General features: G+C 71.5%; 21 protein-coding genes. 9 read left to right on the forward strand and 12 right to left on the reverse strand.

The window, feature by feature from the left end:
- Positions 1 to 8 precede the first annotated feature (8 nt).
- From ACH4TV_RS00820 to ACH4TV_RS00845, 6 genes are all read right to left on the reverse strand, one after another.
- On the reverse strand, positions 9 to 1481 hold the full coding sequence (locus ACH4TV_RS00820; protein WP_398392817.1) for a lysine N(6)-hydroxylase/L-ornithine N(5)-oxygenase family protein: 1473 nt from the start codon (positions 1479 to 1481) through the stop codon (positions 9 to 11).
- Positions 1478 to 2848 (reverse strand): pyridoxal phosphate-dependent decarboxylase family protein, encoded by a 1371-nt coding sequence (locus tag ACH4TV_RS00825; protein ID WP_398392819.1) that lies wholly within the window; start codon positions 2846 to 2848, stop codon positions 1478 to 1480. Before ACH4TV_RS00825 ends, ACH4TV_RS00820 begins: the two co-directional genes overlap by 4 nt.
- 261 nt (positions 2849 to 3109) lie before the next feature.
- A complete protein-coding gene (gene pepN, locus ACH4TV_RS00830; protein ID WP_398392821.1) occupies positions 3110 to 5617 on the reverse strand; it encodes an aminopeptidase N in 2508 nt (835 codons plus the stop codon).
- A gap of 102 nt (positions 5618 to 5719) precedes the next feature.
- A complete protein-coding gene (locus ACH4TV_RS00835; protein WP_398392823.1) occupies positions 5720 to 6286 on the reverse strand; it encodes a two-component system response regulator in 567 nt (188 codons plus the stop codon).
- A gap of 138 nt (positions 6287 to 6424) precedes the next feature.
- The gene (locus tag ACH4TV_RS00840) at positions 6425 to 6769 is read right to left on the reverse strand and encodes a chorismate mutase (protein ID WP_398392825.1); all 345 of its coding nucleotides are present in this window, start codon (positions 6767 to 6769) and stop codon (positions 6425 to 6427) included.
- Positions 6770 to 6847: 78 nt separating this feature from the next.
- Positions 6848 to 7738 (reverse strand): helix-turn-helix domain-containing protein, encoded by an 891-nt coding sequence (locus ACH4TV_RS00845; RefSeq protein WP_398392827.1) that lies wholly within the window; start codon positions 7736 to 7738, stop codon positions 6848 to 6850.
- A 116-nt stretch (positions 7739 to 7854) separates the two neighbouring features.
- On the opposite strand from ACH4TV_RS00845, the gene ACH4TV_RS00850 reads away from it, so the two are divergent.
- The 3 genes from ACH4TV_RS00850 (at position 7855) to ACH4TV_RS00860 (ending at position 11525) form a co-directional block, all read left to right on the forward strand.
- Positions 7855 to 9624, forward strand: a complete 1770-nt coding sequence (locus ACH4TV_RS00850; RefSeq protein WP_398392829.1) for a beta-galactosidase family protein — start codon at positions 7855 to 7857, stop codon at positions 9622 to 9624.
- Positions 9625 to 9764: 140 nt separating this feature from the next.
- A complete protein-coding gene (locus ACH4TV_RS00855) occupies positions 9765 to 10712 on the forward strand; it encodes a hypothetical protein (protein WP_398392831.1) in 948 nt (315 codons plus the stop codon).
- Positions 10713 to 10787: 75 nt separating this feature from the next.
- Positions 10788 to 11525: an ankyrin repeat domain-containing protein gene (locus tag ACH4TV_RS00860; RefSeq protein WP_398392832.1), complete on the forward strand. Its 738-nt coding sequence runs from the start codon at positions 10788 to 10790 to the stop codon at positions 11523 to 11525.
- 197 nt (positions 11526 to 11722) lie between these two features.
- Here ACH4TV_RS00860 and ACH4TV_RS00865 read toward each other — a convergent pair whose 3' ends face one another.
- Together ACH4TV_RS00865 and ACH4TV_RS00870 are read right to left on the reverse strand one after the other, a co-directional pair.
- On the reverse strand, positions 11723 to 12631 hold the full coding sequence (locus tag ACH4TV_RS00865) for an SDR family oxidoreductase (protein WP_398392834.1): 909 nt from the start codon (positions 12629 to 12631) through the stop codon (positions 11723 to 11725).
- Between the two features lie 18 nt (positions 12632 to 12649).
- The gene (locus ACH4TV_RS00870) at positions 12650 to 13414 is read right to left on the reverse strand and encodes an SDR family oxidoreductase (RefSeq protein WP_398392836.1); all 765 of its coding nucleotides are present in this window, start codon (positions 13412 to 13414) and stop codon (positions 12650 to 12652) included.
- A 118-nt stretch (positions 13415 to 13532) separates the two neighbouring features.
- Between ACH4TV_RS00870 and ACH4TV_RS00875 the strand changes: the two genes are divergently transcribed.
- From ACH4TV_RS00875 to ACH4TV_RS00890, 4 genes are read left to right on the forward strand one after another with little or no spacing between them, the layout of a single operon-like run.
- Entirely contained in the window at positions 13533 to 14276 is a 744-nt protein-coding gene (locus ACH4TV_RS00875) for an enoyl-CoA hydratase family protein (protein ID WP_398392838.1), read from the forward strand.
- Entirely contained in the window at positions 14277 to 15155 is an 879-nt protein-coding gene (locus ACH4TV_RS00880) for a CoA transferase subunit A (protein ID WP_398392840.1), read from the forward strand.
- The gene (locus ACH4TV_RS00885) at positions 15152 to 15883 is read left to right on the forward strand and encodes a CoA-transferase subunit beta (protein ID WP_398392842.1); all 732 of its coding nucleotides are present in this window, start codon (positions 15152 to 15154) and stop codon (positions 15881 to 15883) included. The genes ACH4TV_RS00880 and ACH4TV_RS00885 overlap by 4 nt, the downstream gene beginning before the upstream one ends.
- A 28-nt stretch (positions 15884 to 15911) precedes the next feature.
- A complete protein-coding gene (locus ACH4TV_RS00890; protein ID WP_398392843.1) occupies positions 15912 to 16967 on the forward strand; it encodes an NAD(P)H-dependent flavin oxidoreductase in 1056 nt (351 codons plus the stop codon).
- Positions 16968 to 17048: 81 nt separating this feature from the next.
- Here the strand turns inward: ACH4TV_RS00890 and ACH4TV_RS00895 are convergent, their stop codons facing one another.
- Genes ACH4TV_RS00895 through ACH4TV_RS00905 form a run of 3 tightly spaced genes read right to left on the reverse strand, consistent with a single transcriptional unit; the run spans position 17049 to position 19685 of the window.
- On the reverse strand, positions 17049 to 18206 hold the full coding sequence (locus ACH4TV_RS00895; RefSeq protein ID WP_398392845.1) for an acetyl-CoA C-acetyltransferase: 1158 nt from the start codon (positions 18204 to 18206) through the stop codon (positions 17049 to 17051).
- 41 nt (positions 18207 to 18247) lie between these two features.
- Positions 18248 to 18871 carry a TetR/AcrR family transcriptional regulator gene (locus ACH4TV_RS00900; protein ID WP_398392847.1) on the reverse strand — a complete coding sequence of 208 codons (624 nt, stop codon included), beginning with the start codon at positions 18869 to 18871 and terminating at the stop codon, positions 18248 to 18250.
- A 22-nt stretch (positions 18872 to 18893) separates the two neighbouring features.
- Entirely contained in the window at positions 18894 to 19685 is a 792-nt protein-coding gene (locus tag ACH4TV_RS00905; protein ID WP_398392849.1) for an SDR family oxidoreductase, read from the reverse strand.
- 47 nt (positions 19686 to 19732) lie between these two features.
- Here ACH4TV_RS00905 and ACH4TV_RS00910 point away from each other — a divergent pair, with 47 nt between their 5' ends.
- On the forward strand, positions 19733 to 20914 hold the full coding sequence (locus tag ACH4TV_RS00910) for an acyl-CoA dehydrogenase family protein (protein WP_398392851.1): 1182 nt from the start codon (positions 19733 to 19735) through the stop codon (positions 20912 to 20914).
- A complete protein-coding gene (locus ACH4TV_RS00915) occupies positions 20914 to 21894 on the forward strand; it encodes an acyl-CoA dehydrogenase family protein (protein WP_398392853.1) in 981 nt (326 codons plus the stop codon). Before ACH4TV_RS00910 ends, ACH4TV_RS00915 begins: the two co-directional genes overlap by 1 nt.
- Here ACH4TV_RS00915 and ACH4TV_RS00920 read toward each other — a convergent pair.
- Positions 21869 to 23581, reverse strand: coding sequence for a cytochrome bc complex cytochrome b subunit (locus ACH4TV_RS00920; protein WP_398392855.1), 1713 nt, complete (start codon positions 23579 to 23581; stop codon positions 21869 to 21871). The genes ACH4TV_RS00915 and ACH4TV_RS00920 overlap by 26 nt on opposite strands.
- Positions 23582 to 23651: the final 70 nt, after the last annotated feature.

Here is a 23651-nt window from a genome sequence, read left to right on the forward strand (position 1 = left end):
GGGTTGCCTCAGGTTCCGTCCACGAGAGGGGTCAGCACATAGTGCTGGCCCTGTTCTCGTTCCGGGCTCTGCCGGGGGGTCGGGACCTGGGGCTGTGTTGGTTCCAGGCCGAAGGTGGTGAAGGCGGTTCTGGTGGGCAGGGGGTAGGGGGTCTTGCCGGTGAGGGTGTTGAGGATGGTGGCGCTGCGCCAGGCGGCGAGTCCGAGGTCGGGGGCGCCGACGCCGTGGGTGTGGAGTTCGGCGTTCTGTACGTAGATGTGGCAGCCGGTGCCGGTGACGGAGGGGTCGAGGACGAGTCTGAACTGTTCGTCGATGCGGGGTCGGTGGGCGCTGTCGCGGCGGAGGTAGGGGTCGAGGCCCGCGAGGACGCGGTCGAGGGGGCGGTCGCGGTAGCCGGTGGCGAGGACGACGGCGTCGGTGGTGAGGCGGGAGCGGGTGCCCTGCTGGGTGTGTTCGAGGTGGAGTTCGACTTTGGTGGTGGCGACGCGGCCGGCGGTGCGGACGTGGACGCCGGGGGTGAGGACGGCTTCGGGCCAGCCGCCGTGCAGGGTGCGGCGGTAGAGCTCGTCGTGGATGGCGGCGATGGTGTCGGCGCCGATCCCTTTGTGGAGTTGCCATTGGGAGGCGACGAGCCGGTCGCGTACGGGTTCGGTGAGGGCGTGGAAGTAGCGGGTGTGGTCGGGGGTGAAGTGTTCGAGCCCGAGTTTGGAGTACTCCATGGGTGCGAAGGCTTCGGCGCGTCCCAGCCAGTGGATTTTCTCGCGTCCGGCGGGGCGGTGGCGCAGGAGGTCGAGGAAGACTTCGGCGCCGGTCTGTCCTGAGCCGATGACGGTGACGTGTTCGGCGGCGAGGAGGCGGTCGCGGTGGGCGAGGTAGTCGGCGGCGTGCAGGACGGGGACGGTGGGGGCGTCGACGAGCGGTCTGAGGGGTTCGGGGATGTAGGGCTCGCTGCCGATGCCGAGGACGATGTTCCTGGTGTAGGTGCGTCCCAGGGCTTCGGCTTCTCCGTCGGTGTCGAGTTGGGTGAAGTCGACTTCGAACAGGTCGCGTTCGGGGTTCCAGCGGACGGCGTCGACCTGGTGGCCGAAGTGGAGCCCGGGGAGGTTCTCGCTGACCCAGCGGCAGTAGGCGTCGTATTCGGCGCGCTGGATGTGGAAGCGCTCGGCGAAGTAGAACGGGAAGAGCCGGTCGCGGGTCCTGAGGTAGCTGAGGAAGGACCAGGGGCTGGACGGGTCGGCGAGGGTGACCAGGTCGGCGAGGAAGGGGACCTGGACGGTCGCGCCGTCGATGAGCAGTCCGGGGTGCCAGTCGAAGCAGGGACGTTGTTCGTAGAAGGCGGTGTCGAGTTCGGGGAGCGGGTGGGCGAGCGCGGCGAGGGAGAGGTTGGAGGGGCCGATGCCGATGCCGACGAGGTCGCGGGGGGCTTCGGCGTCGGGGGTGGGGGCTGCGGCTGGATCGATGGGGGGTGTGGGGGGTGTCATAGGGGGGTGTTTCCTTCCACCAGCTTCAGGAGTGCGGCCAGGTCGCCCGGCCGGGTGTGGGGGTTGAGGAGGGTGACCTTGAGCCAGAGCCGGCCGTCGAGGAGGGCGCGGCCGAGGACGGCGCGTCCGTCGTGGAGGAGCTTTCGGCGTACGTCGGCGACGGCGTCGTCGGATGCCTCGGCGGGCCGGAACAGCACGGTGCTGATGGTGGGCGGGTCGTAGAGCTCGAAGCCGGGGTGGGTCTGTACGAGCCGGGCGAACTCCCGGGCGTGGGCGCAGACCTGGTCGACGAGGGCGCCGAGTCCGTCGCGGCCGAGGGTTTTGAGGGTGACGGCGATTTTGAGGATGTCGGGCCGTCGGGTGGTGCGCAGGGAGCGGCCGAGGAGGTCGGGGAGGCCTGCGTCGGTGTCGTCGTCGGCGTTGAGGTAGTCGGCGTGGTGGGCGAGCGCGTCGAGATCGTGGGGGTTCTTGACGGTGAGGAGTCCGGCGGCGACGGGTTGCCAGCCGAGTTTGTGCAGGTCGAGGGTGACGGTGTGGGCGTGTTCGAGGCCGGCGAGTTTGGTGCGGTGGCGTTCGCTGAAGAGGAGTCCGCCGCCGTAGGCGGCGTCGATGTGCAGGCGGGCGCCGTGGGCTGTGCAGAGGGCGGCGATCCGGGGCAGCGGGTCGATGAGTCCGGCGTCGGTGGTTCCGGCGGTGGCGGCGACGAGCAGGGAGCCGCGGGGGCCGGGCAGTTCCGTCAGGGCCTCGTCGAGGGTGGCGGGGTCGAGGGTGCCGGCGGGGGTGGGGAGGACGACGGGTTCGGGGAGTCCGAGCAGCCAGGCGGCGCGGGGCAGGGAGTGGTGGGCGTTGGCCCCGCACACGAGCCGGACCGGGCCTGCGCTGTGTGCTTCGCGGGCGAGGAGCAGGGCGAGTTGGTTGGACTCGGTGCCGCCGGTGGTGACGAGGGCGTCGGCGGCCCCGGCTTCGGCGGCGAGGGCGCGGGTGACGAGGGCTTCCAGTTCGGAGGCGGCCGGGGCCTGGTCCCAGGAGTCGAGGGACGGGTTGAGGACGCCTGCGGCGAGGTCGGCGGCGGTGGCGACGGCGAGGGGCGGGCAGTGGAGGTGGGCGGCGCAGTGGGGGTGGGCGGGGTCGGCGGCGCCTTCGGCGAGGGCGCGCACGAGGTCGTACAGGGCGTTGTCGTCGCCCTTGTCCGGGAGTACGTCCCCGATGGCGTCGCGCACTCTTTCGGCGACGGCTTGCGGTCCGCCGGCCGGCAGTGGTCCGCCGCGCGCGTGTCCGCCGTCCGCGAGCGCGGTGAGGACCGTGTCGAGCAACGGCCGCAGGGCGTCGGGGCCTTCGGGGCCCGAGGCGAGGGGAGGCGTGCGCATGGGGTCCTCCCGGGGCGCGTGGCTGGGGAGTTCCAGCTTGTACGGGGTGGGGGCGACACGCCCAGGAAGACCAACGATCGGAACCCGAAAGGGGGTACGGGGGGGGTTGCGTGGGGCGGGTGGAGCGGGCAAGGGGCGGCGGCGTTGAACAGCCGGGTGCCGAGGCGGGGTTGCGGCGCTTGTCGGCGTACGGACGCGCCCCGCTGCGCCGGCCTCCTCGTGTCAGGAGGCCGGTACGGCGTGTGGTCCCGTGTCCGGGCCCTATGCCTGCTTCTGGGCCCCTTCTCGTACGCGCAGTGCGCGTCCCAGGTCGTCGAGCTGGTCGATGAGTTTGCGGCGCAGGCCGGGTATCGGGTCGGCGTCGCGGAGGCACTCTTCGCCGAGGCGGAGGGTCTCGGCGTCGACGGCGTGGGCGGGGAAGGCCCAGCGGCCGGCGGCGTCGGCCATGGCGGGGCCCCGGCGGGCGGCGACGGCGACCGCGTCGGTCCAGTAGCGCTTGACGTACTCCTCGGTGAGGTCGGCCTGTTCGGGCTGCCAGAAGCCCTGGGCGGTGGCCACGAAGAGGTAGTTGGAGAGGTCGTCCGAGGTGAACATCTGTTCCCAGGCTCGGAGTTTGGCCTCGTCGTCGGGCAGGGCGGCGCGGCAGCGGGCGGCGCCTTCCTGGCCGGAGGCGCTGGGATCGCGGGCGAGTTCCGCGTCGATCTGCGCCTCGTCGGCGGCGCCGAGTACCGCGAGCCGGCCCAGGACGCGCCAGCGGAGTTCGGGGTCGAGTTCGGGTCCGCCGGGGACCGTGCCGTCGGCGAGCCAGGCGGCGATGGTGTCGGGGTGGGCGGCGACGTCGATGAAGTGGCGTACTGCGATGAGGCGCAGGCCGGGGTGGTCGCCGTCCTCGGTGCGGCGGATGAGGTCGCGGCACAGGGAGGCGAGGGCGGCGAGGGCGGCGGGGCGTTCCTGCGGGGGCAGGTAGCGGTCGGCGACGACGGCCGACGCGAAGGTGAGGACGCCCTGGACGAGGGCGAGGTCCGTTTCGCGCGGGAGGTGGGCGCGGACGGTCTCCAGGTAGTCGGCAGGGGGGAGTTCGCCGTCGCGGACCGCGTCGCGCAGGGCGTTCCAGACGACCGCGCGGGTGAGCGGGTCGGGGAGGCCGGAGAGGGCGGTGCGGACGGTCTTGAAGGAGTCGGGGTCGAAGCGGACCTTGGCGTAGGTCAGGTCGCCGTCGTTGACGAGGAGCAGGGCGGGGCGCTTGCCGATGGGCTGCGGGGCGTCCTGCGGGACGTCGAGGTCGACGCGCTCTCGGAGGGTGAGCCCGCCGTCGCCGACGCCGTCGTGGTCGTAGAGGCCTATGGCGACGCGGTGCGGGCGGCTGCCGTCGTGGCGGACGGTGAGGGTGCAGATGCCGGCTTCGCCGGTGGTGACGCGGGGGGTGAGGGTGTCGACGCCGGTGGTGCGCAGCCAGGCGTCGGCCCAGGCGTGGACGTCGCGTTCGGTGGCGGCGGCGAGGGAGTCGATGAAGTCGGCGAGGGTGGCGTTGCCGAAGCGGTGGCGGGCGAAGTGGGTGTTGATGCCGGTGAGGAAGTCCTTCTCGCCGAGCCAGGCGACGAGTTGGCGTAGCGCGGAGGCGCCCTTGGCGTAGGAGATGCCGTCGAAGTTGACGAGGGCGGCGGCGGTGTCGTCGACGGCTTCGGGGGCGACGGGGTGGGTGGAGGGGCGCTGGTCGGCGTCGTAGCCCCAGGCCTTGCGGGAGACCCCGAAGTCGGTCCAGGTGTCCGTGTAGCGGGTGGCTTCGGTGAGGGTCTGGTAGCCCATGTACTCGGCGAAGGACTCGTTGAGCCAGATGTCGTCCCACCATTGGAGGGTGACGAGGTCGCCGAACCACATGTGGGCCATTTCGTGGGCGATCACCATGGCGCGGGTCTGGCGTTCGGTGTCGGTGACGGCGGAGCGGTAGACGAACTCGTCGCGGAAGGTGACGAGGCCGGGGTTCTCCATGGCGCCGAAGTTGAACTCGGGGACGAACGCCTGGTCGTAGGAGTCGAAGGGGTAGGGCTCCTCGAACTTCTCGTGGTAGCGGTCGTAGCACGCGCGCGTGATGTCGAGGAGTTCGTCGGCGTCGGTGTCGAGGTGGGGGGCGAGGGAGCGGCGGCAGTGCAGGCCGAAGGGGAGGCCGCGGTGTTCGCTGCGGACGGAGTGCCAGGGGCCGGCGGCGACGGCGACGAGGTAGGTGGAGATGCGGGGGGTGGGGGCGGCCTGCCAGAGGCCGTCGGCGATCTCGGTGGTGATGCCGTTGGCGAGGACGGTCCAGCCTTCGGGGGCGCGCACGGTGAACTCGAAGACGGCTTTGAGGTCGGGCTGGTTGAAGTTGGCGAAGACGGCTGCCGCGTCCTCCAGGGACATCTGGGTGTAGAGGTAGGTCTCGTCGTCGACGGGGTCGGTGAAGCGGTGCATGCCCTCGCCGGTGCGGGAGTAGTGCATCGCGGCGTCCACGCGCAGTTCGTGCTCGCCCTCGGCGAGGTCCTTCAGGGGCAGCCGGCCGTCGGTGAGTGCGGCGGTGTCCAGGGGGGTGCCGTCGAGGGTGGCTGAGCGCAGTTCGGCGGGCCTGACCTCGATGAACGTGTCCGCGCCGGTGTGGCCCGCCGTCACCGAGAAGCGGATCACGGTACGGGAGTCGAAGGTGTCGTCCCCGGTGGTGAGGTCGAGTTCGACCGTGTACCGGTGGACGTCCAGGAGGGTGGCACGGGCTTGCGCTTCATCGCGCGTCAGTACGGACATGGAGGACATGCTGCCTGATCGCACTGACAGGGCACAGGGGCGGATCGGTACACGGCCTTTGTCCGGTCGTGCGCCCCTGCCCCAGGTCCGGCCGGTCGGGGCCTATGTGCGGCCCTCCTCCAGTTTCGGGTCGGGGGCCCGGGGAGGCTCCTCGTGGCTCTCGCGCCGGTTCGGCACCAGGGCATCGGGGTGCGGGAGGGCGGGGCGCGGGGTGTGTTCGGTGAGGACGTCGTGGTCCTTGACGAGGGCGCGGAGTTCCCGCACTTCCTGTTCGAGTGCCCGGTGGCGGCGGTGGGCGTCGTACAGGTAGCGGACCTTGGTGCGCAGTGTCCAGGGGTCGATGGGTTTCATGACCAGGTCGGCGACGCCGAGTCCGAAGGCCGCGGAGGTGAGTTCGGCGTCGGGGCCGAAGCCGGTGAGCAGGACGACGGGGATGTGCTGGGTCTGTTCCAGGCGGCGCATGTAGCGCACGACGTCGAGGCCGCTGACGCCGGGCATGCGGACGTCGAGCAGGAGGAGGCCGACCTGGCCGCGCAGTACCTGCTTGAGCGCCTCGTCGCCGCTGGTGGCGCGGGCGAGCAGGTAGCCGAGCGGGGCCAGGGCGCTCTCCAGCGCGTACAGCGTGTCCTCGTGGTCGTCGACGATGAGGATCTTGGCATCCGACGGCATGGCCCGACGTCCCTCCCGCGTGGACAACCAGTCTGTGCCCCGAGGTGCTGACGCGCAGTGTCCGTCAGCTGACAACGAGTGCACAAGGTGCACAGCGCAGCATGCCCCCGCGGGCGCCCGGCTGTCACGCCCCGGGGGTCAATTCACCGGTGGTTTCCCGCCGTTCACGGCGTCGTCGGCGATGCGCTCGTGGTGCCTGATCACTTCGGCGATGATGAAGTTGAGGAGCTTCTCGGCGAACGCGGGGTCGAGGTTGGCGCTCTCGGCGAGTCTGCGCAGGCGGGCGATCTGCTGGGCCTCGCGGTTGGGGTCCGCGGGCGGCAGCTGGTGTGCCGCCTTGAGGTGGCCGACCTGCTGGGTGCACTTGAAGCGCTCGGCGAGCATGTGGACGACGGCGGCGTCGATGTTGTCGATGCTCTCGCGCAGCCGGCCGAGTTCCGCGCGGATCTCGGGGTCGACTTCACGGTTGTTGCTGGTGGTCATGGGCGTCCACCCTACGTGGCACGGTTCGGGCGGGCTCGTGGGGCGTCGGGGTCGCGTGGGGTAGGCGGGATCTCGGCGTTACGGGGCGTGCGGGTGTTCGATCATCGGTGGATCGGCGGGGTCGGGGACGCGGTCGCTCCAGCCGCCGGGGACGGTGCGTCCCTGCTGGGCACGGAAGCGGACGGGTGCCATGCCTACGCGGCGGGTGAACAGCCGGGAGAAGTACGCGGGGTCGTCGTAGCCGACGCGGCGGGCGACGGCGGCGACGGGCAGTTCGGTGGCGGCGAGGAGTTCCTTGGCGCGGCCCAGCCGGATGCCGAGGAGGTAGTCCTTGGGGCTGCAACCGGCGCCGCGTCGTACCGCGGTGCGCAGTTCGGCGGGGGTCATGCCGTGCCGGGCCGCGTGTTCGGCGACCGTCAGGGGCCGGCAGGCGTCGCGGGCGAGGGCGGCGAGGACCTGGTCGCCGTCGGGGGCGAGGTCGGCGCGGGTGCGGCGCAGGGCGACGAGGAGTTCGTGCACGGCGGCGGCCGTCTCGACCTCCAGGACGGGGTTTCCGCGGCGTGCGGCGCGGGCCGTGCGCCCGATCACGGCCCGGGCGGGGCCCGCGTCGGTGAGCGGTACGACGGGCCGCTCGGGTTCGATGTAGCCGAGTTCGGTGTACGGGACGGTGGCGGGCCCGGTGAAGTCGACGAAACCCTCGTCCCAGCCGGTGTCGGGGTCGGGCCCGTAGTGGTGCGGTACGCCGGGGGTGAGCCAGATCAGGGTGGGCGCAGTGACGGTCCTGCGGTGTCCGTCGGCGCCCTGGAACCAGCCGCGGCCGCTGCTGACGACGACGGCCACGTGGTGGTCGAGGGTGCGCGGGCCGACGGTGGGCAGGGTGCCGTGCTGGAGGCCGACGCCGAGGCAGACGAGGCCGAGGCGGTGGTGGGCGGGTGCGGGGGTGAAGAAGCGCATCCAGGTGCGGTACATCCGCGGTCCTCCCGGTCGAAGGCCGACGGTTGACGGTTGACGGTCGAAGCCCGGTCCAACTGGCGTTGATCTTTGTCCATGGACGCTGTCGGCCGCCAGAGGTGAGGGTGGGGCACATGAGCGAGTTCACTGTCGGGGACACGGACTTCCTGCTGGACGGCCGGCCGCTGCGGCTGCTGTCCGGGGCCCTGCACTACTTCCGGGTGCACGAGGAGCAGTGGGCGCACCGGCTGGCGATGCTGCGGGCGATGGGCCTCAACTGTGTGGAGACGTACGTCCCGTGGAACCTGCACGAGCCGCGCCCTGGTGACTTCCGTGACGTCGGACGGCTGGGCCGTTTCCTGGACGCGGCGCGGGAGGCGGGACTGTGGGCGATCGTGCGCCCGGGCCCGTACATCTGCGCGGAATGGGAGAACGGCGGTCTCCCGCACTGGCTGACGGGACACACGCGCACGCGTGACGCCCGTTTTCTGCGTGCCGTGGAGCGCTGGTTCGGGCGTCTCCTCCCGGAGATCGTGTCCCGTCAGGTCGACCGCGGCGGCCCCGTGCTGATGGTGCAGGTCGAGAACGAGTACGGCAGTTACGGCTCCGACCAGGAGTATCTGGGCCGGCTGGCCGGCCTGTTGCGCGGCGGGGGCGTGCGCGTCCCGCTGTTCACCTCGGACGGCCCCGAGGACCACATGCTGACCGGCGGTTCGGTTCCGGGAGTCCTGGCGACGGTGAATTTCGGGTCCCACGCGCGCGTGGCCTTCGAGACGCTGCGCCGGCACCGGCCGACGGGTCCGCTGATGTGCATGGAGTTCTGGTGTGGCTGGTTCGACCACTGGGGCGCCGAGCACGCCGTACGGGATCCTCAGGACGCCGCGCGGGCACTCCGCGAGATCCTGGAGTGCGGCGCGTCGGTCAACGTCTACATGGCGCACGGCGGTACGAGCTTCGCGGGCTGGTCGGGTGCGAACCGGGCCGGCGGCGCGGATCTCGGGGAGGTCCACGAGGGCGCTCTGGAGCCGGACGTGACGTCGTACGACTACGACGCCCCGATCGACGAACACGGGCGCCCCACGGAGAAGTTCTGGCGCTTCAGGGAGGTGCTCTCCGCGTACACGGACTCCCCGCCGCCCGAACCGCCGCCCACCCCTGCCCCCTTGGGCGCCCCCGCCGCCGTACACCTGTCCGACTGGGCGTCCCTCGCCGCCGTACTCGACACGCTCGGCGGTCCCGAGACGGAGCATGCCGTGCCACCCACCTTCGAGGAACTGGACGTGGACCGCGGTCTCGTGCGTTACGCGGTGACCGTTCCGGGGCCCCGGCGGCCGTATCCGCTGTCGGTGCGCGGGCTGCGGGATCTGGCGGTGGTGTACGTCGACGGGGTGCGGGCCGGGGTGCTCGGCGAGGGGGATGCACGGCTCGCGGAGCCGGTCGCGGGGCACGCGCGCGTGGAGCTGTGGGTGGAGTCCCTGGGGAGGGTCAATTACGGGCCGCGCATCGGCGAGCCCAAGGGCATCACCGGGGGCGTGCTCCACGAGCGGCAGTTTCTGCACGGGGTGCGGGCGCGCGGGTTGCGGCTGGACGCGTTCGAGGAGCGTGCCGTACGGGAGCTGCCCTTCGCGGGGCTGCCCTCTCAGGATGTCCCCGGGCTGTACCGGGGGACCGTCCTGGTGCGCGGGGCCGGGGACGCCCTGCTCGGACTGCCGGGGTGGACACGGGGGTTCGTGTGGGTCAACGGGTTCTGCCTGGGGCGCTACTGGTCCGTGGGCCCGCAGCGCTCGCTGTACGTGCCCGGGCCGGTGCTGCGGGAGGGCGCGAACGAGGTGTGGGTGCTGGAGCTGGAGGGCGCCGGGCGGACGGGGCCGGCCTTGAGGCCGGTGGGACCGAGCACGGGGTGACGCGTCCGGGAACTCGTTCCGCGCGGCGGGCGTTCCTCCTACGACGGGCACGGGCACGGCCCGCCCGACCAGGGGAAGACGCGGTACCGCTCACCCGGCACAAAGTGGAAAACAGTTCAGGGCGTCTTGGGGGTACGGACGTGGCGAACGACGGACCGGTCGAGCACGGCTACCCACACCTGGCGACGGTGCGGGCCGCGATCAACGCGCTCTACAAGAGGCTGTCGTACGACACCGTCCAGGCCTTCTCGACCAGTGTGGCCCCGGTCGACGTGGCCTTCTGCGACACCGACGACCTGTATCTGGGCGCGCAGCGCGTGGCCCACGAAATGGTGCGTCACTACCGGCTTCCCGACGCGCGCATGATCGTCGGCTTCCGCGAGATGTCCCATGCGGCGAACGTCGAACTGGCGGCGGGGCCGGAGTACTTCATCGAGCTGAACGACCGTTTCCGTACCCATCGCAGGGACATCGGTGCGGCCCTCGCGCACGAGGTGATGCACGTCTATCTGCACCGCCTCGACCTGTCCTTCCCGGGAACGCGCGACAACGAGATCCTCACGGACACGGCGGCGGCGTACCTGGGCGCGGGCTGGCTGCTCCTCGACGCGTTCCGCGAGGACGCGGACTCCTCGCAGAAGCTGGGCTATCTCACGCCGGAGGAGTTCGGGTACGTCCTGGCCAAGCGTGCCCTGGTCTTCGACGAGGATCCCGCGATCTGGTTCACCAGCCCGCAGGCGTACACGGCGTACACGGCGGGCATGGAGCTGGCCCGCCGCGACACGCGCCAGCCCCCGCTGACGGCGGCCGGCTGGGCGGGCCGCCGCCGCTACGCACGCGACCGCCGCCACGCCCAGGACCACCACCCGCCGGGCGCGTCGCAACCGAGCGGCGTCCCGTACAGCTTCACCCTCGACATCCCCGACATCCCCGGCACCCCCGACAGCCGTGCCGACCATGACAGCCACAGTCCGCTGCGCGTCTCGTTCCCCTGCCCGACCTGCCACCAGCGCATCAGGGTGCCGGTACGGGGCCGGGTGCGGGCGCGGTGCGGGGTGTGCCGGACGGTGCTGGAGTGCGACACCTGAGGTCGGGGAGGCGTGGGACACCTCACCCCGAAACCCTTTGCCTCACCGGCCCATCGCGAGCGAAGGTCGGAAGGTATGAACGGGCAAGGACCGCATATCGGCAGTGAGCGCGATCTCTTCACGGCGGTGTACGCGGGTGACGAGGACGCGGTCGTACGGCTGCTGCGTCTCGGTGTGAGCCCGGAAGCGGTGGACGAGGACGGCCAGAGCGCCCTGTACGCGGCGGCGGTGGGCGACGCGCCCGGCGTCGTACGGCTGCTGCTGGCCGCCGGTGCCGCGCCCGACCGGCTGAGCGCGGGGTCGGACCTCCCGCTGTGCGGGGCGGCCTGCGGCGGGCATGCGGAGGTCGTACGCGCACTGTTGGCCTCGGGGGCCGTTCCCGACGCGGTGGAGGCCTTCGGTTTCACGGCGCTGGCCTGGGCCCTGCGATGCGGCCACGCGGCGGTGACGGAGGCCCTGCTGGCAGCGGGCGCGGACCCGAACCGTCCCGGTCCGACCGGCGAGCCTCCCCTGGTCACGGCCGCCCGCCGGGGCTCTCCCGCCTGCGTACAGTCCCTGCTGGCGCACGGCGCGGGGTCGCGGGAGGAGGCGCTGACCGAGGCCCGCCGCTGGTCACGGCTGGACGTGGCGTCGGAGCTGCGGGCCGGCCTGGAGCGGGCTCACGGGTTCGGCGGGGAGTACGTCATGCGGCGCTGGGCGGACGGGGTGGCGGTGGAGCTGGTGCGGGACGGTGAGGTGGTGGCGGGGGTTGACCAGGGGACGGGACACGCGGAGATCGTGGAGGTGTTGGAGGGGGTGCTGGGGGGTCGGTGAAGGGTTTTCCCACCCACCCGCCCGTCTCGGCCCGATTGCCAGGCGGCCTTGAACCTCTCGATGCCAGCCCGCATTTTCAGCCAGTCCGGCGTTTGAGGACAAAGCCCGTCCAGGGCCGAAGCGGGGGTCTGCGGGCGCCAGCCCCCAGGGATGGGAACGGGTAAGGGCGGCGGGGGCGAACCAACCCACCCCCACCCCTACCGCGCCCCATACACCCGCGCCCCCTCCCCCACCTCCGCGAGAAGCCCCCGCACCGCTTCCCCCACCTCCCCCGGCTCCCACCGGGCGCCCTTCTCCGTGCTGGCGCCTGCCCGCCATCCCTCCATCACGGCAACCCGCCCACCCTCCACTTCGAACACCCGTCCGCTCACGCCCGTACAGCCCCCGGACCCGAGCCACACCACCAGCGGCGACACGTTCTCGGGAGCCATCGCGTCGAACCCCGCGTCCGGCGCGGCCATCGTCTCGGCGAACGCGCCCTCCGTCATACGGGTACGAGCCGCCGGCGCGATCGCGTTGACCTGCACCCCGTACACCCCCAGCTCCGCCGCCGCGACCAGCGTCAGCCCCACGATCCCGGCCTTCGCGGCGCTGTAGTTGCCCTGGCCCACCGAGCCCAGCAACCCGGCCCCACTACTGGTGTTGACGACCCGCGCCACCGGCGTCCGCCCTGCCTTGGCCTGCGCCCGCCAGTACCCGGCGGCATGCTTCAACGGCAGGAAGTGCCCCTTGAGATGGACCCGCACGACGGCGTCCCAGTCGTCCTCGTCCAGGTTGACCAGCATCCGGTCGCGCAGGAAGCCCGCGTTGTTGACGAGGGTGTCGAGCCGGCCGTACGCCTCCAGGGCGGTCTCGACGAGGGACGCGGCACCCTCGGTCGTAGCGATGTCGCCCCCGTGTGCGACCGCGTCGCCCCCCGCCGCACGGATCTCCTCGACGACCAGCGTGGCCGGGCTGCCCGGGCCGGGCGTACCGTCGAGGCCGACGCCGAGGTCGTTGACGACGACGAGGGCGCCCTCGGCGGCGTACGCGAGGGCGTGCGCGCGGCCGAGCCCGCGCCCCGCACCGGTGACGGCGACGACCCGCCCGTCGCAGATTCCACTCATGTCAGCTCAACTCCCTTATCAACAGTCCCTGTTGGCGGTGGCCGCGTCGAGGAAGGCGGGCCGTTCTCCGCCGCCGTGCACGAGGAGGCTTGCCCCGCTGATGTACGCGGCGGCGTCGGAGGCGAGGAAGACGGCGGCGGCGCCGATGTCGGACGGGTCGGCGAGGCGGCCCGCCGGGACCGTGCGGGCGACGGCGTCGAGGCCGTCGGTGCCGCCGTAGTGCAGGTGGGACAGTTCCGTGCGGACCATGCCGACGACGAGGGTGTTGACCCGTACGTCGGGGGCCCATTCCACGGCCATCGAACGGGCGAGATGCTCCAGCCCGGCCTTGGCGGCGCCGTACGCGGCGGTCCCGGGCGAGGGACGGCTCCCGCTGACGCTGCCGATCATCACGACGGATCCCCGGGCCCGTTTCAGGTGCTCGTACGCGGCGAGGGAGACGGTCAGCGGCGTGAGCAGGTTCAGCTCGATGACCCGGGCATGCCGCTCGACGTCCGAACCGGCCCCGGTATCGGCCTCAGCCAACGGCCGATAGGGGCTGCCCCCCACGTTGTTGACGAGCACGTCGAGGCGCGGCAGGCCGTCGACGAAGTCGCGTACGGCGGTCCGGTCGCGCAGGTCGACGGGCTGGAACTCCACACCGGGCAGCGGCACTTCGGGGGGCCGCCGGGCACAGACCACCACCCGCGCACCGGCCTCGGCAAGGGCCCGTGCGATGCCCGCACCGACTCCACGGGTACCGCCGGTGACAACGGCGGTACGACCGTCCAGACAACTGTTCAAGGGTGCTGACGGCGGGCGGATCGAGTTATCCACAGGGCCTCCCGCTCGGATCTGTCGGCTGCTAGCTTCAAAGCCTCACACCTAACAAATGTTTGGTGGAAAGGTAGCTGATGTGCTCATGGGTGTCTCCACCTCGTCCCCGGAAAAGGGGATTTCGGTTGTGACGGTCGACGTCCCGCCGGTGAACGCGCTGCCGGTGGCGGCCTGGTACGCCCTGGCCGACGCCGTGCGCACGGCGGGCCGCGACCCCGAGGTCCGCTGCGTGGTCCTGGCCGCCGAGGGACGGGGTTTCAACGCGGGCGTGGACATCAAGGAGATACAGGCGCAGGGGCCGGCTGCGCTGGTCGGCGCCAACCGCGGCTGCTTCGAGGCGTTCTCCGCGGTGTACGAGTGCGAGGTCCCCGTGGTCGCGGCAGTGCACGGATTCTGCCTGGGCGGGGGCATAGGGCTGGCGGGAAACGCGGATGTGATCGTGGCGAGCGACGACGCCACCTTCGGGCTGCCCGAGCTCGACCGGGGAGCCCTGGGCGCCGCCACGCATCTGGCCCGGCTGGTTCCCCGGCATCTGATGCGCGCGCTCTACTACACCTCGCGCACCGCGAGCGCGGCCGAACTGCACGCGCACGGCTCGGTGTGGCGGGTGGTGCCGAGGACCGAACTGCACGCCGCGGCCCTGGAGCTGGCCCGCGAGATAGCCGCCAAGGACGGGGAGCTGATCCGCCTGGCCAAGGCGGCCATCAACGGCATCGACCCGGTCGACGTCCGCCGCAGCTACCGCTTCGAGCAGGGCTTCACCTACGAGGCGAGCGTCTCAGGGGTGGCCGACCGGGTCCGGAACACATTCGGGAAGGAGGGCGGGTAGATGGGCGACAAGACCATGACCGCCGAGGAGGTCGTCTCCCGGCTGGAGAGCGGCATGACCCTCGGTATCGGCGGCTGGGGCTCGCGCCGCAAGCCGATGGCCCTGGTACGGGCGGTGCTCCGGTCGGAGATCACCGACCTCACCGTCGTGTCGTACGGCGGCCCGGACGTCGGGATGCTGGCGGCGGCGGGGCGGATCCGCAAGCTGGTCGCCGCCTTCGTCACCCTCGACTCGATCCCCCTCGAACCGCACTACCGCGCGGCCCGTGAGCGCGGCGCCTTCGAACTGACGGAGATCGACGAGGCGATGTTCATGTGGGGGCTGCGCGCCGCCGCGAACCGGCTGCCCTTCCTGCCGGTGCGGGCGGGTCTCGGCTCGGACGTGATGCGGGTCAACCCCGGCCTGCGCACGGTGACTTCGCCGTACGACGACCAGGAGACGTTCGTCGCGATGCCCGCCCTGCGGCTGGACGCGGCCCTGGTGCACGTCAACCGCGCGGACCGGCGGGGCAACGGGCAGTATCTGGGCCCCGACCCGTACTTCGACGACCTCTTCTGCGAGGCGGCCGACACGGCGTACGTCTCCTGCGAGCGGCTCGTCGACACGGCGGAACTGACGAAGGAGGCGGCACCGCAGACCCTGTTGATCAAGCGCCACACGGTGACCGGAGTCGTAGAGGCCCCGAACGGCGCGCACTTCACCTCCTGCGCCCCCGACCACGACCGGGACGAGGCCTTCCAGAAGCACTACGCGACCACACCCTGGCCGGAGTTCGCCGAGCGGTTCCTCGCCGGGGACGAGCAGAGGTACCGGTCGGCCACGGATGCGTGGCACAGGGAGCGGTCCGGAGAAGAACCGTCGGGAAAGGAACCGTCGTGAGCGGAGTGACCCGCGCCGAGTACTGCGTCCTCGCCTGTGCCGAGGCATGGCGGGACGCCGGGGAGATCCTCGCGAGCCCGATGGGTGTGATCCCGTCGATAGGGGCCCGGCTGGCCCGGCGCACCTTCTCGCCGGACCTCCTCCTGACCGACGGCGAGGCACTGCTGGTAGGTCCCGAGGGGACACCGGAGGGCTGGTTGCCTTACCGGCAGCACCTGGCGCTGGTCACCGGCGGGCGGCGGCACGTGATGATGGGGGCGAGCCAGATCGACCGCTTCGGCAACCAGAACATCTCCTGCATCGGCGACTGGGCACAGCCCAGAAGGCAGCTGCTCGGGGTGCGCGGGGCGCCGGTCAACACGCTGAACAACCCGACGAGTTACTGGGTCCCGAAGCACTCGCGCCGGGTCTTCGTCGAGAAGGTCGACATGGTGTGCGGGGTGGGGTACGACCGGGCGGCCGAGCTTCCCGGCACCGCGCGCTTCCACCGCATCCCACGGGTCGTCACCGACCTGGGCGTGTTCGACTTCGCCACGCCCGACCACTCGATGCGGCCGGCGTCGCTGCATCCGGGGGTGTCCCTCGACGAGGTCCGGGAGGCGACCGGTTTCACGCTGACGATCGCCGACGACGTACCGCCCACCCGTGAACCGACCCCGGAGGAGCTGCGGTTGATACGGGAAGTGATCGATCCGGCGGGCGCCCGGGCACGCGAGGTCCGCTCCTGATGGAGGTCCCTGACATGGAGGTGTCCTGATGGAGACGGCGTTCACCCGGCTCGTGGGTGTCCGGCACCCCGTCGTGCAGACCGGGATGGGCTGGGTGGCGGGCCCCCGGCTGGTCTCGGCGGCGGCGAACGCGGGCGCGCTGGGCATCCTGGGCTCGGCGACGATGACCCCGGAGCGGCTGCGGGAGGCGATTCGGGAGGTCAAGTCCCGTACGGACGCCCCGTTCGGGGTGAATCTCCGGGCGGACGCGGCCGACGCCGGGGACCGGGTGCGCATCATCGTCGACGAGGGTGTGCGCGTCGCGTCCTTCGCGCTGGCCCCGTCCCGGGAGCTGATCGCGCACCTCAAGGAGGCGGGGGTGGTGGTCGTGCCGTCGGTCGGGGCGCGGCGGCATGCGGAGAAGGTCGCGGCGTGGGGCGCGGACGCGGTGATCGTGCAGGGCGGTGAGGGGGGCGGGCACACCGGTGAGGTGGCGACGACCGTGCTGCTGCCGCAGGTGGTGGACGCGGTCGGGATACCGGTCGTGGCAGCGGGCGGTTTCTTCGACGGGCGGGGGCTGGTGGCGGCGCTGGCGTACGGCGCGGCGGGGGTCGCGATGGGTACGCGGTTCCTGCTGACGTCGGAATCGACGGTCCCGGACGCGGTCACGGCCAGGTATCTGGCGGCGACGGTCAAGGACGTCACCGTCACGACGGCGGTCGACGGCCTGCCGCACCGCATGCTGCGTACGGAACTGGTCGACTCGCTGGAGAAGCACGGACGTGCGCGGACCCTGTTGCGGGCGGTGCGGCACGCGGCGGGCTTCCGGAGGCTGTCCGGCCTCACCTGGCCGGCCCTGGTCCGGGACGGCCTGGCCCTGCGGCACGGCAAGGACCTGTCCTGGAGTCAGGTCCTGCTCGCCGCGAACACACCGATGCTGCTCAGGGCGTCGATGGTGGACGGACGTACGGACCTGGGGGTGATGGCGTCCGGGCAGGTCGCCGGGGTGATCGACGACCTGCCGTCGTGCGCGGAACTGGTGGACCGGATCATGACGGAGGCGGAGGAGGTACTGAAGTCCCTGGACCACTTCAGAAGCGCTTAGGGCGCGTCAGAAGTCCTTAGCGCACGTCAGAAGCCCTTGGGGCACCACAGAAGTCCTTGGCGCACCTCAGAACAGAGCACGTCAGAGCCGTTCGATGATCGTCACGTTCGCCTGTCCGCCGCCCTCGCACATCGTCTGGAGGCCGAACCGGCCGCCGGTGCGCTCCAGTTCGTGCAGGAGGGTCGTCATCAGTTTGACGCCGGTCGCGCCGAGCGGGTGGCCGAGAGCTATCGCGCCGCCGTTGACGTTGACCCTGGCCGGGTCGGCGCCGGTCTCCTTCAGCCAGGCCAGGACGACCGGGGCGAAGGCCTCGTTGATCTCGACCAGGTCGATGTCGTCGATGGACAGGCCGGTCTTCTTGAGGGCGTGGGCGGTGGCCGGGATGGGCGCCGTCAGCATCCGGATCGGGTCCTCGCCCCGTACGGACAGATGGTGGACGCGGGCGCGAGGGCGCAGTCCGTGTTCGCGTACCGCCCGCTCGGAGGCGAGCAGCATCGCGGCGGCGCCGTCGGAGACCTGGGAGGAGCAGGCGGCGGTGATGGTGCCGCCGTCGATGACGGGCTTCAGGCCGGCCATCTTGGCCAGGGAGGTGTCCCGGCGCGGGCCCTCGTCGACGGTCACCGTCTCGTAGGCCACAGTCTCGCGGGTGAAGCGGCCCTCGTCGATGGCCCGGACCGCCCGTTCGTGCGACCGCAGCGCGAACTCCTCCTGGTCCTGCCTGCTGATGCCCCACTTGGCGGCGATCATCTCGGCGCCGGCGAACTGGTTGACCGGCCGTTCCCCGTACCGGGCCCGCCAGCCCGCGCTGCCCGCGAACGGGCCGTCCGTGAGCCCCAGGGGCAGGGCTGCCTGGCGGGAGGCGAAGGCGATCGGGATCATCGACATGTTCTGGACGCCGCCCGCGACGACCAGGTCCTGGGTGCCGGACAGCACAGCCTGCGCGGCGAAGTGCACGGCCTGCTGCGAGGACCCGCACTGCCGGTCGACGGTGACCCCCGGCACCTCCTCGGGCAGTCCGGCGGCCAGCCAGCTGGTGCGGGCGATGTCACCGGCCTGCGGCCCGACCGTGTCCAGGCACCCGAAGACGACGTCCTCCACGGCGGCCGGGTCCACCCCGGCCCGCGTCATGAGCGCCGTCAGCGCGTGCGCGCCCAGGTCCGCCGGATGGACCCCGCTCAGACCACCTCCGCGCCGCCCGACGGGCGTACGGACCGCTTCGACGACATAGGCCTCTGCCATGGCAACTCCCTCACATAAAAGGGCTGTTCACAAGGGACCGTTCATTGGGGCTGGGTCCGTACGGCGATCCCGTCCAGCACCATCGACAGGTACTGGCGGGCGATCTCCTCCGGGCTGTGCTGTCCGCCGGGCCGGTACCAGGACGCGGCGACCCACACGGTGTCGCGCACGAAGCGGTAGGTGAGGCGGATGTCGAGGTCGGCGCGGAAGACCTCGGCGGCGACTCCGCGTTCCAGGGTGGACAGCCACGCCTTCTCGAACTTGCGCTGCGACTCGGCGAGGAACGCGAACCGTTCCTGCGCGACGAGGTGCTTGGACTCCTTCTGGTAGATCGCGACGGCGGCGCGGTGCCGGTCGATCTCCCGGAACGACTCGGTGACCAGCGCCTCCAGCGTCTCGCGCGGCCCGGACTCGGCGTCCATGACGGTGTCGTACCCGTCCCACAGCTCGTCGAGGAAGGTGCGCAGGATCTCCTCCAGCATCGATTCCTTGGAGTCGAAGTGGTAGTAGAGGCTGCCCGCGAGCATGCCGGCGTGGTCCGCGATCTTGCGGACGGTGGTGGCGTTGTAGCCCTGTTCGGCGAAGACCTCGGCGGCGGTGTCGAGGAGTTCACGGCGTCGGGCGGGCGCGGCGGTCACCTGGGGCTTCTTCTTCGTAGGAGGCACGCAGACATTGTGGTCCCCGTCGCTAAGGGTGCTGACTGCTGACGGAGACGACTTCCCCGGTCAGATACGAGGAGTAGCCGGACGCCAGGAACACGATCACGTTGGCCACCTCCCAGGGCTCGGCGTACCGCCCGAAGGCCTCGCGGGCCGTCAGTTCGGCCAGGAGTTCGGGGGTCGTCACCTTCACGAGGTGGGGATGCATGGCGAGGCTCGGTGACACCGCGTTGACCCGGACCCCGAACTCGGCCGCCTCGATCGCCGCGCACCGGGTCAGTGCCATCACGCCGGCTTTCGCGGCGGCGTAGTGCGCCTGCCCGGCCTGGGCCCGCCAGCCGACGACGGACGCGTTGTTGACGATCACCCCGCCCTGCCGGTGTTCGCGGAACGACCGCAAGGCCGCCCGTACGCACCGGAAGGTCCCGTTCAGCGTCACGTCGAGCACCTTCGACCACTGCTCGTCGGTCATGTCGACCAGGGCTGAAGTGCCACCCAGGCCCGCGTTGTTGACGACGATGTCCACGCGCCCGTGCACCCGCGCCGCCAGGTCGAAGAGTGCGCCCACCTGTGTCTCGTCGGTGACGTCGCACGGCAGCGCCGTGACGGACGTCTCGCCGAACTCGCCGGCCAGCTCCGCCTCGTACTCCTTCAGCCGCCGCGCATGGGCGTCGCTGATCAGCACGCGTGCGCCCTCTTCCAGGAAGCGGCGCGCGGTCGCTCCGCCGATTCCCGCTCCCGCCGCTGCTGTGACGACCGCGGTGCGTCCCTTGAGCAGCCCGTGTCCGGGTACGTACTCCGGACTCTCGACGCCTGTCATAGGTCCACGCTAACCTACCAAACACTTGTTAGGGAAGGATGATGTCAGTGGACCTCACGCACTCCCCCGCCGACGAGGCCTTCCGCGCCGAGGCCCGCGCCTGGCTCCGTACGCATGTGCCGCCGTCGCCCCTTCCCTCCCTGGAGACCCAGGAGGGCTTCGCGGCGCATCGCGCCTGGGAGGCCGAACTGGCCGCGGACCGCTGGTCGGTTGTGTCCTGGCCGGCGGCGTACGGCGGGCGGGACGCCGGGCTGATCCGATGGCTGGTCTTCGAGGAGGAGTACTACGCGGCGGGCGCGCCGGGCCGGGTGAGCCAGAACGGCATCAGCCTCCTCGCGCCCACGCTCCTCGACCACGGCACGGCCGGGCAGCGGGCGCGCGTGCTGCCGCCGATGGCCTCCGGCGAGGTGATCTGGGCGCAGGCCTGGTCGGAGCCCGAGGCCGGTTCGGATCTGGCCTCGCTCACCGCCAGGGCCGTGCGCACGCAGGGGGGCTGGCTGCTGAGCGGCCAGAAGACCTGGTCGTCGCGGGCCGCCTTCGCCGACCGCGCCTTCGGGCTGTTCCGCAGCGAGCCGGACACCCCGAAACCGCACCAGGGGCTGACGTATCTGATGTTCGACCTGCGGGCGCCGGGTGTCACCGTCCGCCCGATCGAGCGCCTCGACGGGAACCCCGCGTTCGCCGAACTCTTCCTCGACGACGTGTTCGTCCCGGACGAGGACGTCATCGGCGAGCCCGGCCAGGGCTGGCGGATCGCGATGTCGACGGCGGGCAACGAACGCGGCCTCACCCTCCGTTCCCCCGGCCGCTTCCTCGCCGCCGCGGACCGCCTCCTCCACCTCTGGGAGGCCCAGGGCCGGCCCGTCGACACCGCCGCCCGAGTGGCCGACGCCCTGATCGGCGCCCGCGCCTACCAGCTGTTCACCTACGCCGCCGCCTCCCGCTTCCTCGACGGCGAGGCACTCGGCCCGGAGTCCAGCCTGAACAAGGTCTTCTGGTCGGAGTACGACATCGCGCTGCACGAGACGGCCCTCGATCTCCTGGGCCCGGAGGGCGAGTTGACGGAGCGAGACAAGGACACCGGGCAGAGCGCCGACGGTCGGGACAACGACCTCTGGACCGAGGGGTACGTCTTCTCGCTCGCCGGGCCGATCTACGCCGGGACGAACGAGATCCAGCGCGACATCATCGCCGAACGCCTGCTGGGCCTGCCGAAGGGACGCCGCTGATGCGCTTCCTCCTCGACCGCGAACAGCGCGCGTTCGCCGCCTCGTTGGACACCATGCTGACGGCCGCGGACACGCCTTCGGTGGTACGGGACTGGAGCCGCGGCGAGTTCGCGAGCGGGCGCGCGCTGTGGTCCCGTATCGCGGCGGCCGGAGTCTTCGCCCTGGCGGTGCCCCAGGCGTACGAGGGTCTCGGCCCGCGTCCGGTCGAACTGGCCGTCGCCTTCGTGGAGTTGGGTCGGCAAGCCGTACCGGGTCCGCTGGTGGAGACGGTGGCGGCGGCGCGGCTGCCGGGCGACGACGACACCGCCGCGAAGCGCCTGCTCCCCTCCCTCGCCTCCGGCGACACCATGGCCACCCTCACCCCGCCGGCCCCGCACTCGTACGCACTGGACGGCGAAGCGGCCACCAGCCTCCTCGCCCTCTCCCCCGACGGCGCCCTGCGTCTCGCCCCCGGCCACGGCCCGGTCCACCTCTCCCTCGACCCGGCCCGCCGTCTCACCCGCCCCACCCCCGGCGGCGAACTGCTCACCGCCCACCCGGATGTGGCCCAGGCCCTCACCTGGGCCCGCCTCGCCACGGCCGCCCAGGCGCTCGGCGTCGGCCTCGCGCTCCTCGACCGGACCGTGGCGTACGTCAGGCAGCGCACCCAGTTCGGGGTCCCCGTAGGGTCGTTCCAGGCGGTCAAGCACCAACTCGCCGACGCCAGACTGGCCCTGGAGTTCGCACGCCCCCTGGTCTTCGGCGCGGCCCTCTCCCTCGACCCCGCCGAGGTGGCCGCCGCCAAGGTCGCGGCCTGCGAGGCGGCGTACACCACCGCTCGCACCGCCCTCCAGTCGCACGGCGCGATCGGCTACACGGCGGAGTACGACCTGTCGCTGTGGCTGCTCAAGGCCCGCGCCCTGCGCACGGCCTGGGGCTCACCGCAGGAGTGCCGGGCGGCGGTCCTGGCGGGCCTCAGTGGTGGTGATCGCCGCTCGTGAGCTCCCGGTACTCCTCCTGCGTCGGCTTGGGAATCCGGGTGCCGGGGCCGAACATCGCCCGGGCCAGCCGGGCCCGCAGCCGCTGGACGGGGCTGACGGAGCGCCGGACGCCGTTGGCGTCGACGAGCGGTCCGATCTCGTACGGCGGGGCCTGGTCGTGCTGGGTGAGGGTGAACAACTGCCCCTGTGTCAAAGGCTCGTGGACCTCGACGTACTCGCCGTGCGGGAGGCGTTTGACGGTGCCCGTCTCTCTGCCGTGCAGCACTTTGTCGCGGTCGCTGCGCTGGAGCCCCAGACAGATCCGTTTCGTCACGATGAAGGCGACCACCGGCACCACGAAGAACCCGACCCGCACGCACCAGGTGATCACGTTGATCGACAGATGCAGATGTGTGGCCACGATGTCGTTGCCGCCCCCGATCAGCAGCACGCCGTACAGGCTCAGCCAGGCCACTCCGAGTCCCGTACGGACCGGGACGTTCCGCGGTCGGTCGAGGATGTGGTGTTCGCGTTTGTCGCCGGTGATCCAGGCCTCGATGAAGGGGTAGACGCCGATGGCCGCCATGATGAGCGGGAAGAGGGAGAAGGGGATGAAGACACCCAGGACGAGGGTGTGGCCCCAGGCGTTGATCTCCCATCCCGGCATCACCCGGATCAGCCCCTCGGAGAAGCCGAGGTACCAGTCCGGTTGGGCGCCGGTGGTGACCAGGTCGGCGCGGTAGGGGCCGAACGCCCACACGGGGTTGATGCTGGCGACGGCGCCCATCATGGCCAGCACGCCGAAGGTGAGGAAGAAGAAGCCGCCCGCCTTGGCCATGTAGACCGGCAGGAAGGGCATGCCGACGACCGATTTCTGGTCGCGGCCGGGGCCTGGGTACTGGGTGTGCTTGTGGTAGAAGACCAGGATCAGATGGGCGACGACCAGGCCCAGCATGATCCCCGGCAGCACCAGCACATGGATCGGGAAGAGCCGCGGGATGATGTCGTGGCCCGGGAACTCCCCGCCGAAGAGGAACATGGCGAGGTACGTCCCCACGACCGGGACGGACAGGATGGCGCCGTGGGCGAAGCGCAGGCCGGTGCCGGAGAGCAGGTCGTCGGGGAGCGAGTAGCCGGTCAGGCCGGTGATGATGCCGAGGAACAACAGGGTCCAGCCGAACACCCAGTTGAGCTCGCGCGGCTTGCGGAACGCGCCGGTGAAGAAGACCCGCATCATGTGGATGAGCATCCCGGCGACGAAGACGAGCGCCGCCCAGTGGTGGATCTGCCGGATCAGCAGCCCGCCGCGTACGTCGAAGCTGATGTCGAGCGTGGACTCGTACGCCCTGGTCATGATGACGCCGTTGAGCGGTGTGTAGGTGCCGTTGTAGACGACCTCGACGCCGCTCGGCTCGAAGAAGAGGGTGAGGTAGACGCCGGTGAGGATCAGGATGAGGAAGCTGTAGAGGCAGACCTCGCCCAGCATGAAGGACCAGTGGTCCGGGAAGATCTTGCGCATGTTGGCCTTGGCGAGGGCGTAGAGCCCCAGCCGCCCGTCGGCCCAGTCGGCGAGCTTCTCGCCCGTGGGGGCCTCACCCCTGCGCGCCGACACTCCTCTACGGGCGGAAGCTCTCGTACCGGCGGAAGCTCCTGTTCGTGTGGAACTCCCTTTGCCCGCCGCTCCGTTCACCGGTCGTGCGCCGTCCATGCGCTCCGCCTCCCCCTCGGATCTTCCTCAGGGTGGCACGACGGCTCGTCGATGCCAACGGGCCGTACGC

The organism is Streptomyces sp. NPDC020898 (genome assembly GCF_044333925.1).
Lineage (GTDB): Bacteria > Actinomycetota > Actinomycetes > Streptomycetales > Streptomycetaceae > Streptomyces.

Excerpts from the sequence above, each read along its gene's own strand:
- ACH4TV_RS00850 (WP_398392829.1), top strand. The coding sequence starts at position 7,855 with ATGAGCGAGTTCACTGTCGGGGACACGGACTTCCTGCTGGACGGCCGG.
- ACH4TV_RS00825 (WP_398392819.1), bottom strand. The coding sequence starts at position 2,848 with ATGCGCACGCCTCCCCTCGCCTCGGGCCCCGAAGGCCCCGACGCCCTG.
- ACH4TV_RS00840 (WP_398392825.1), bottom strand. The coding sequence starts at position 6,769 with ATGACCACCAGCAACAACCGTGAAGTCGACCCCGAGATCCGCGCGGAA.
- ACH4TV_RS00865 (WP_398392834.1), bottom strand. The coding sequence starts at position 12,631 with ATGAGTGGAATCTGCGACGGGCGGGTCGTCGCCGTCACCGGTGCGGGG.
- ACH4TV_RS00845 (WP_398392827.1), bottom strand. The coding sequence starts at position 7,738 with ATGTACCGCACCTGGATGCGCTTCTTCACCCCCGCACCCGCCCACCAC.
- ACH4TV_RS00905 (WP_398392849.1), bottom strand. The coding sequence starts at position 19,685 with ATGACAGGCGTCGAGAGTCCGGAGTACGTACCCGGACACGGGCTGCTC.
- ACH4TV_RS00920 (WP_398392855.1), bottom strand. The coding sequence starts at position 23,581 with ATGGACGGCGCACGACCGGTGAACGGAGCGGCGGGCAAAGGGAGTTCC.
- ACH4TV_RS00890 (WP_398392843.1), top strand. The coding sequence starts at position 15,912 with ATGGAGACGGCGTTCACCCGGCTCGTGGGTGTCCGGCACCCCGTCGTG.
- ACH4TV_RS00895 (WP_398392845.1), bottom strand. The coding sequence starts at position 18,206 with ATGGCAGAGGCCTATGTCGTCGAAGCGGTCCGTACGCCCGTCGGGCGG.
- ACH4TV_RS00915 (WP_398392853.1), top strand. The coding sequence starts at position 20,914 with ATGCGCTTCCTCCTCGACCGCGAACAGCGCGCGTTCGCCGCCTCGTTG.
- ACH4TV_RS00880 (WP_398392840.1), top strand. The coding sequence starts at position 14,277 with ATGGGCGACAAGACCATGACCGCCGAGGAGGTCGTCTCCCGGCTGGAG.
- ACH4TV_RS00875 (WP_398392838.1), top strand. The coding sequence starts at position 13,533 with ATGGGTGTCTCCACCTCGTCCCCGGAAAAGGGGATTTCGGTTGTGACG.
- ACH4TV_RS00860 (WP_398392832.1), top strand. The coding sequence starts at position 10,788 with ATGAACGGGCAAGGACCGCATATCGGCAGTGAGCGCGATCTCTTCACG.
- ACH4TV_RS00820 (WP_398392817.1), bottom strand. The coding sequence starts at position 1,481 with ATGACACCCCCCACACCCCCCATCGATCCAGCCGCAGCCCCCACCCCC.
- pepN (WP_398392821.1), bottom strand. The coding sequence starts at position 5,617 with ATGTCCGTACTGACGCGCGATGAAGCGCAAGCCCGTGCCACCCTCCTG.
- ACH4TV_RS00835 (WP_398392823.1), bottom strand. The coding sequence starts at position 6,286 with ATGCCGTCGGATGCCAAGATCCTCATCGTCGACGACCACGAGGACACG.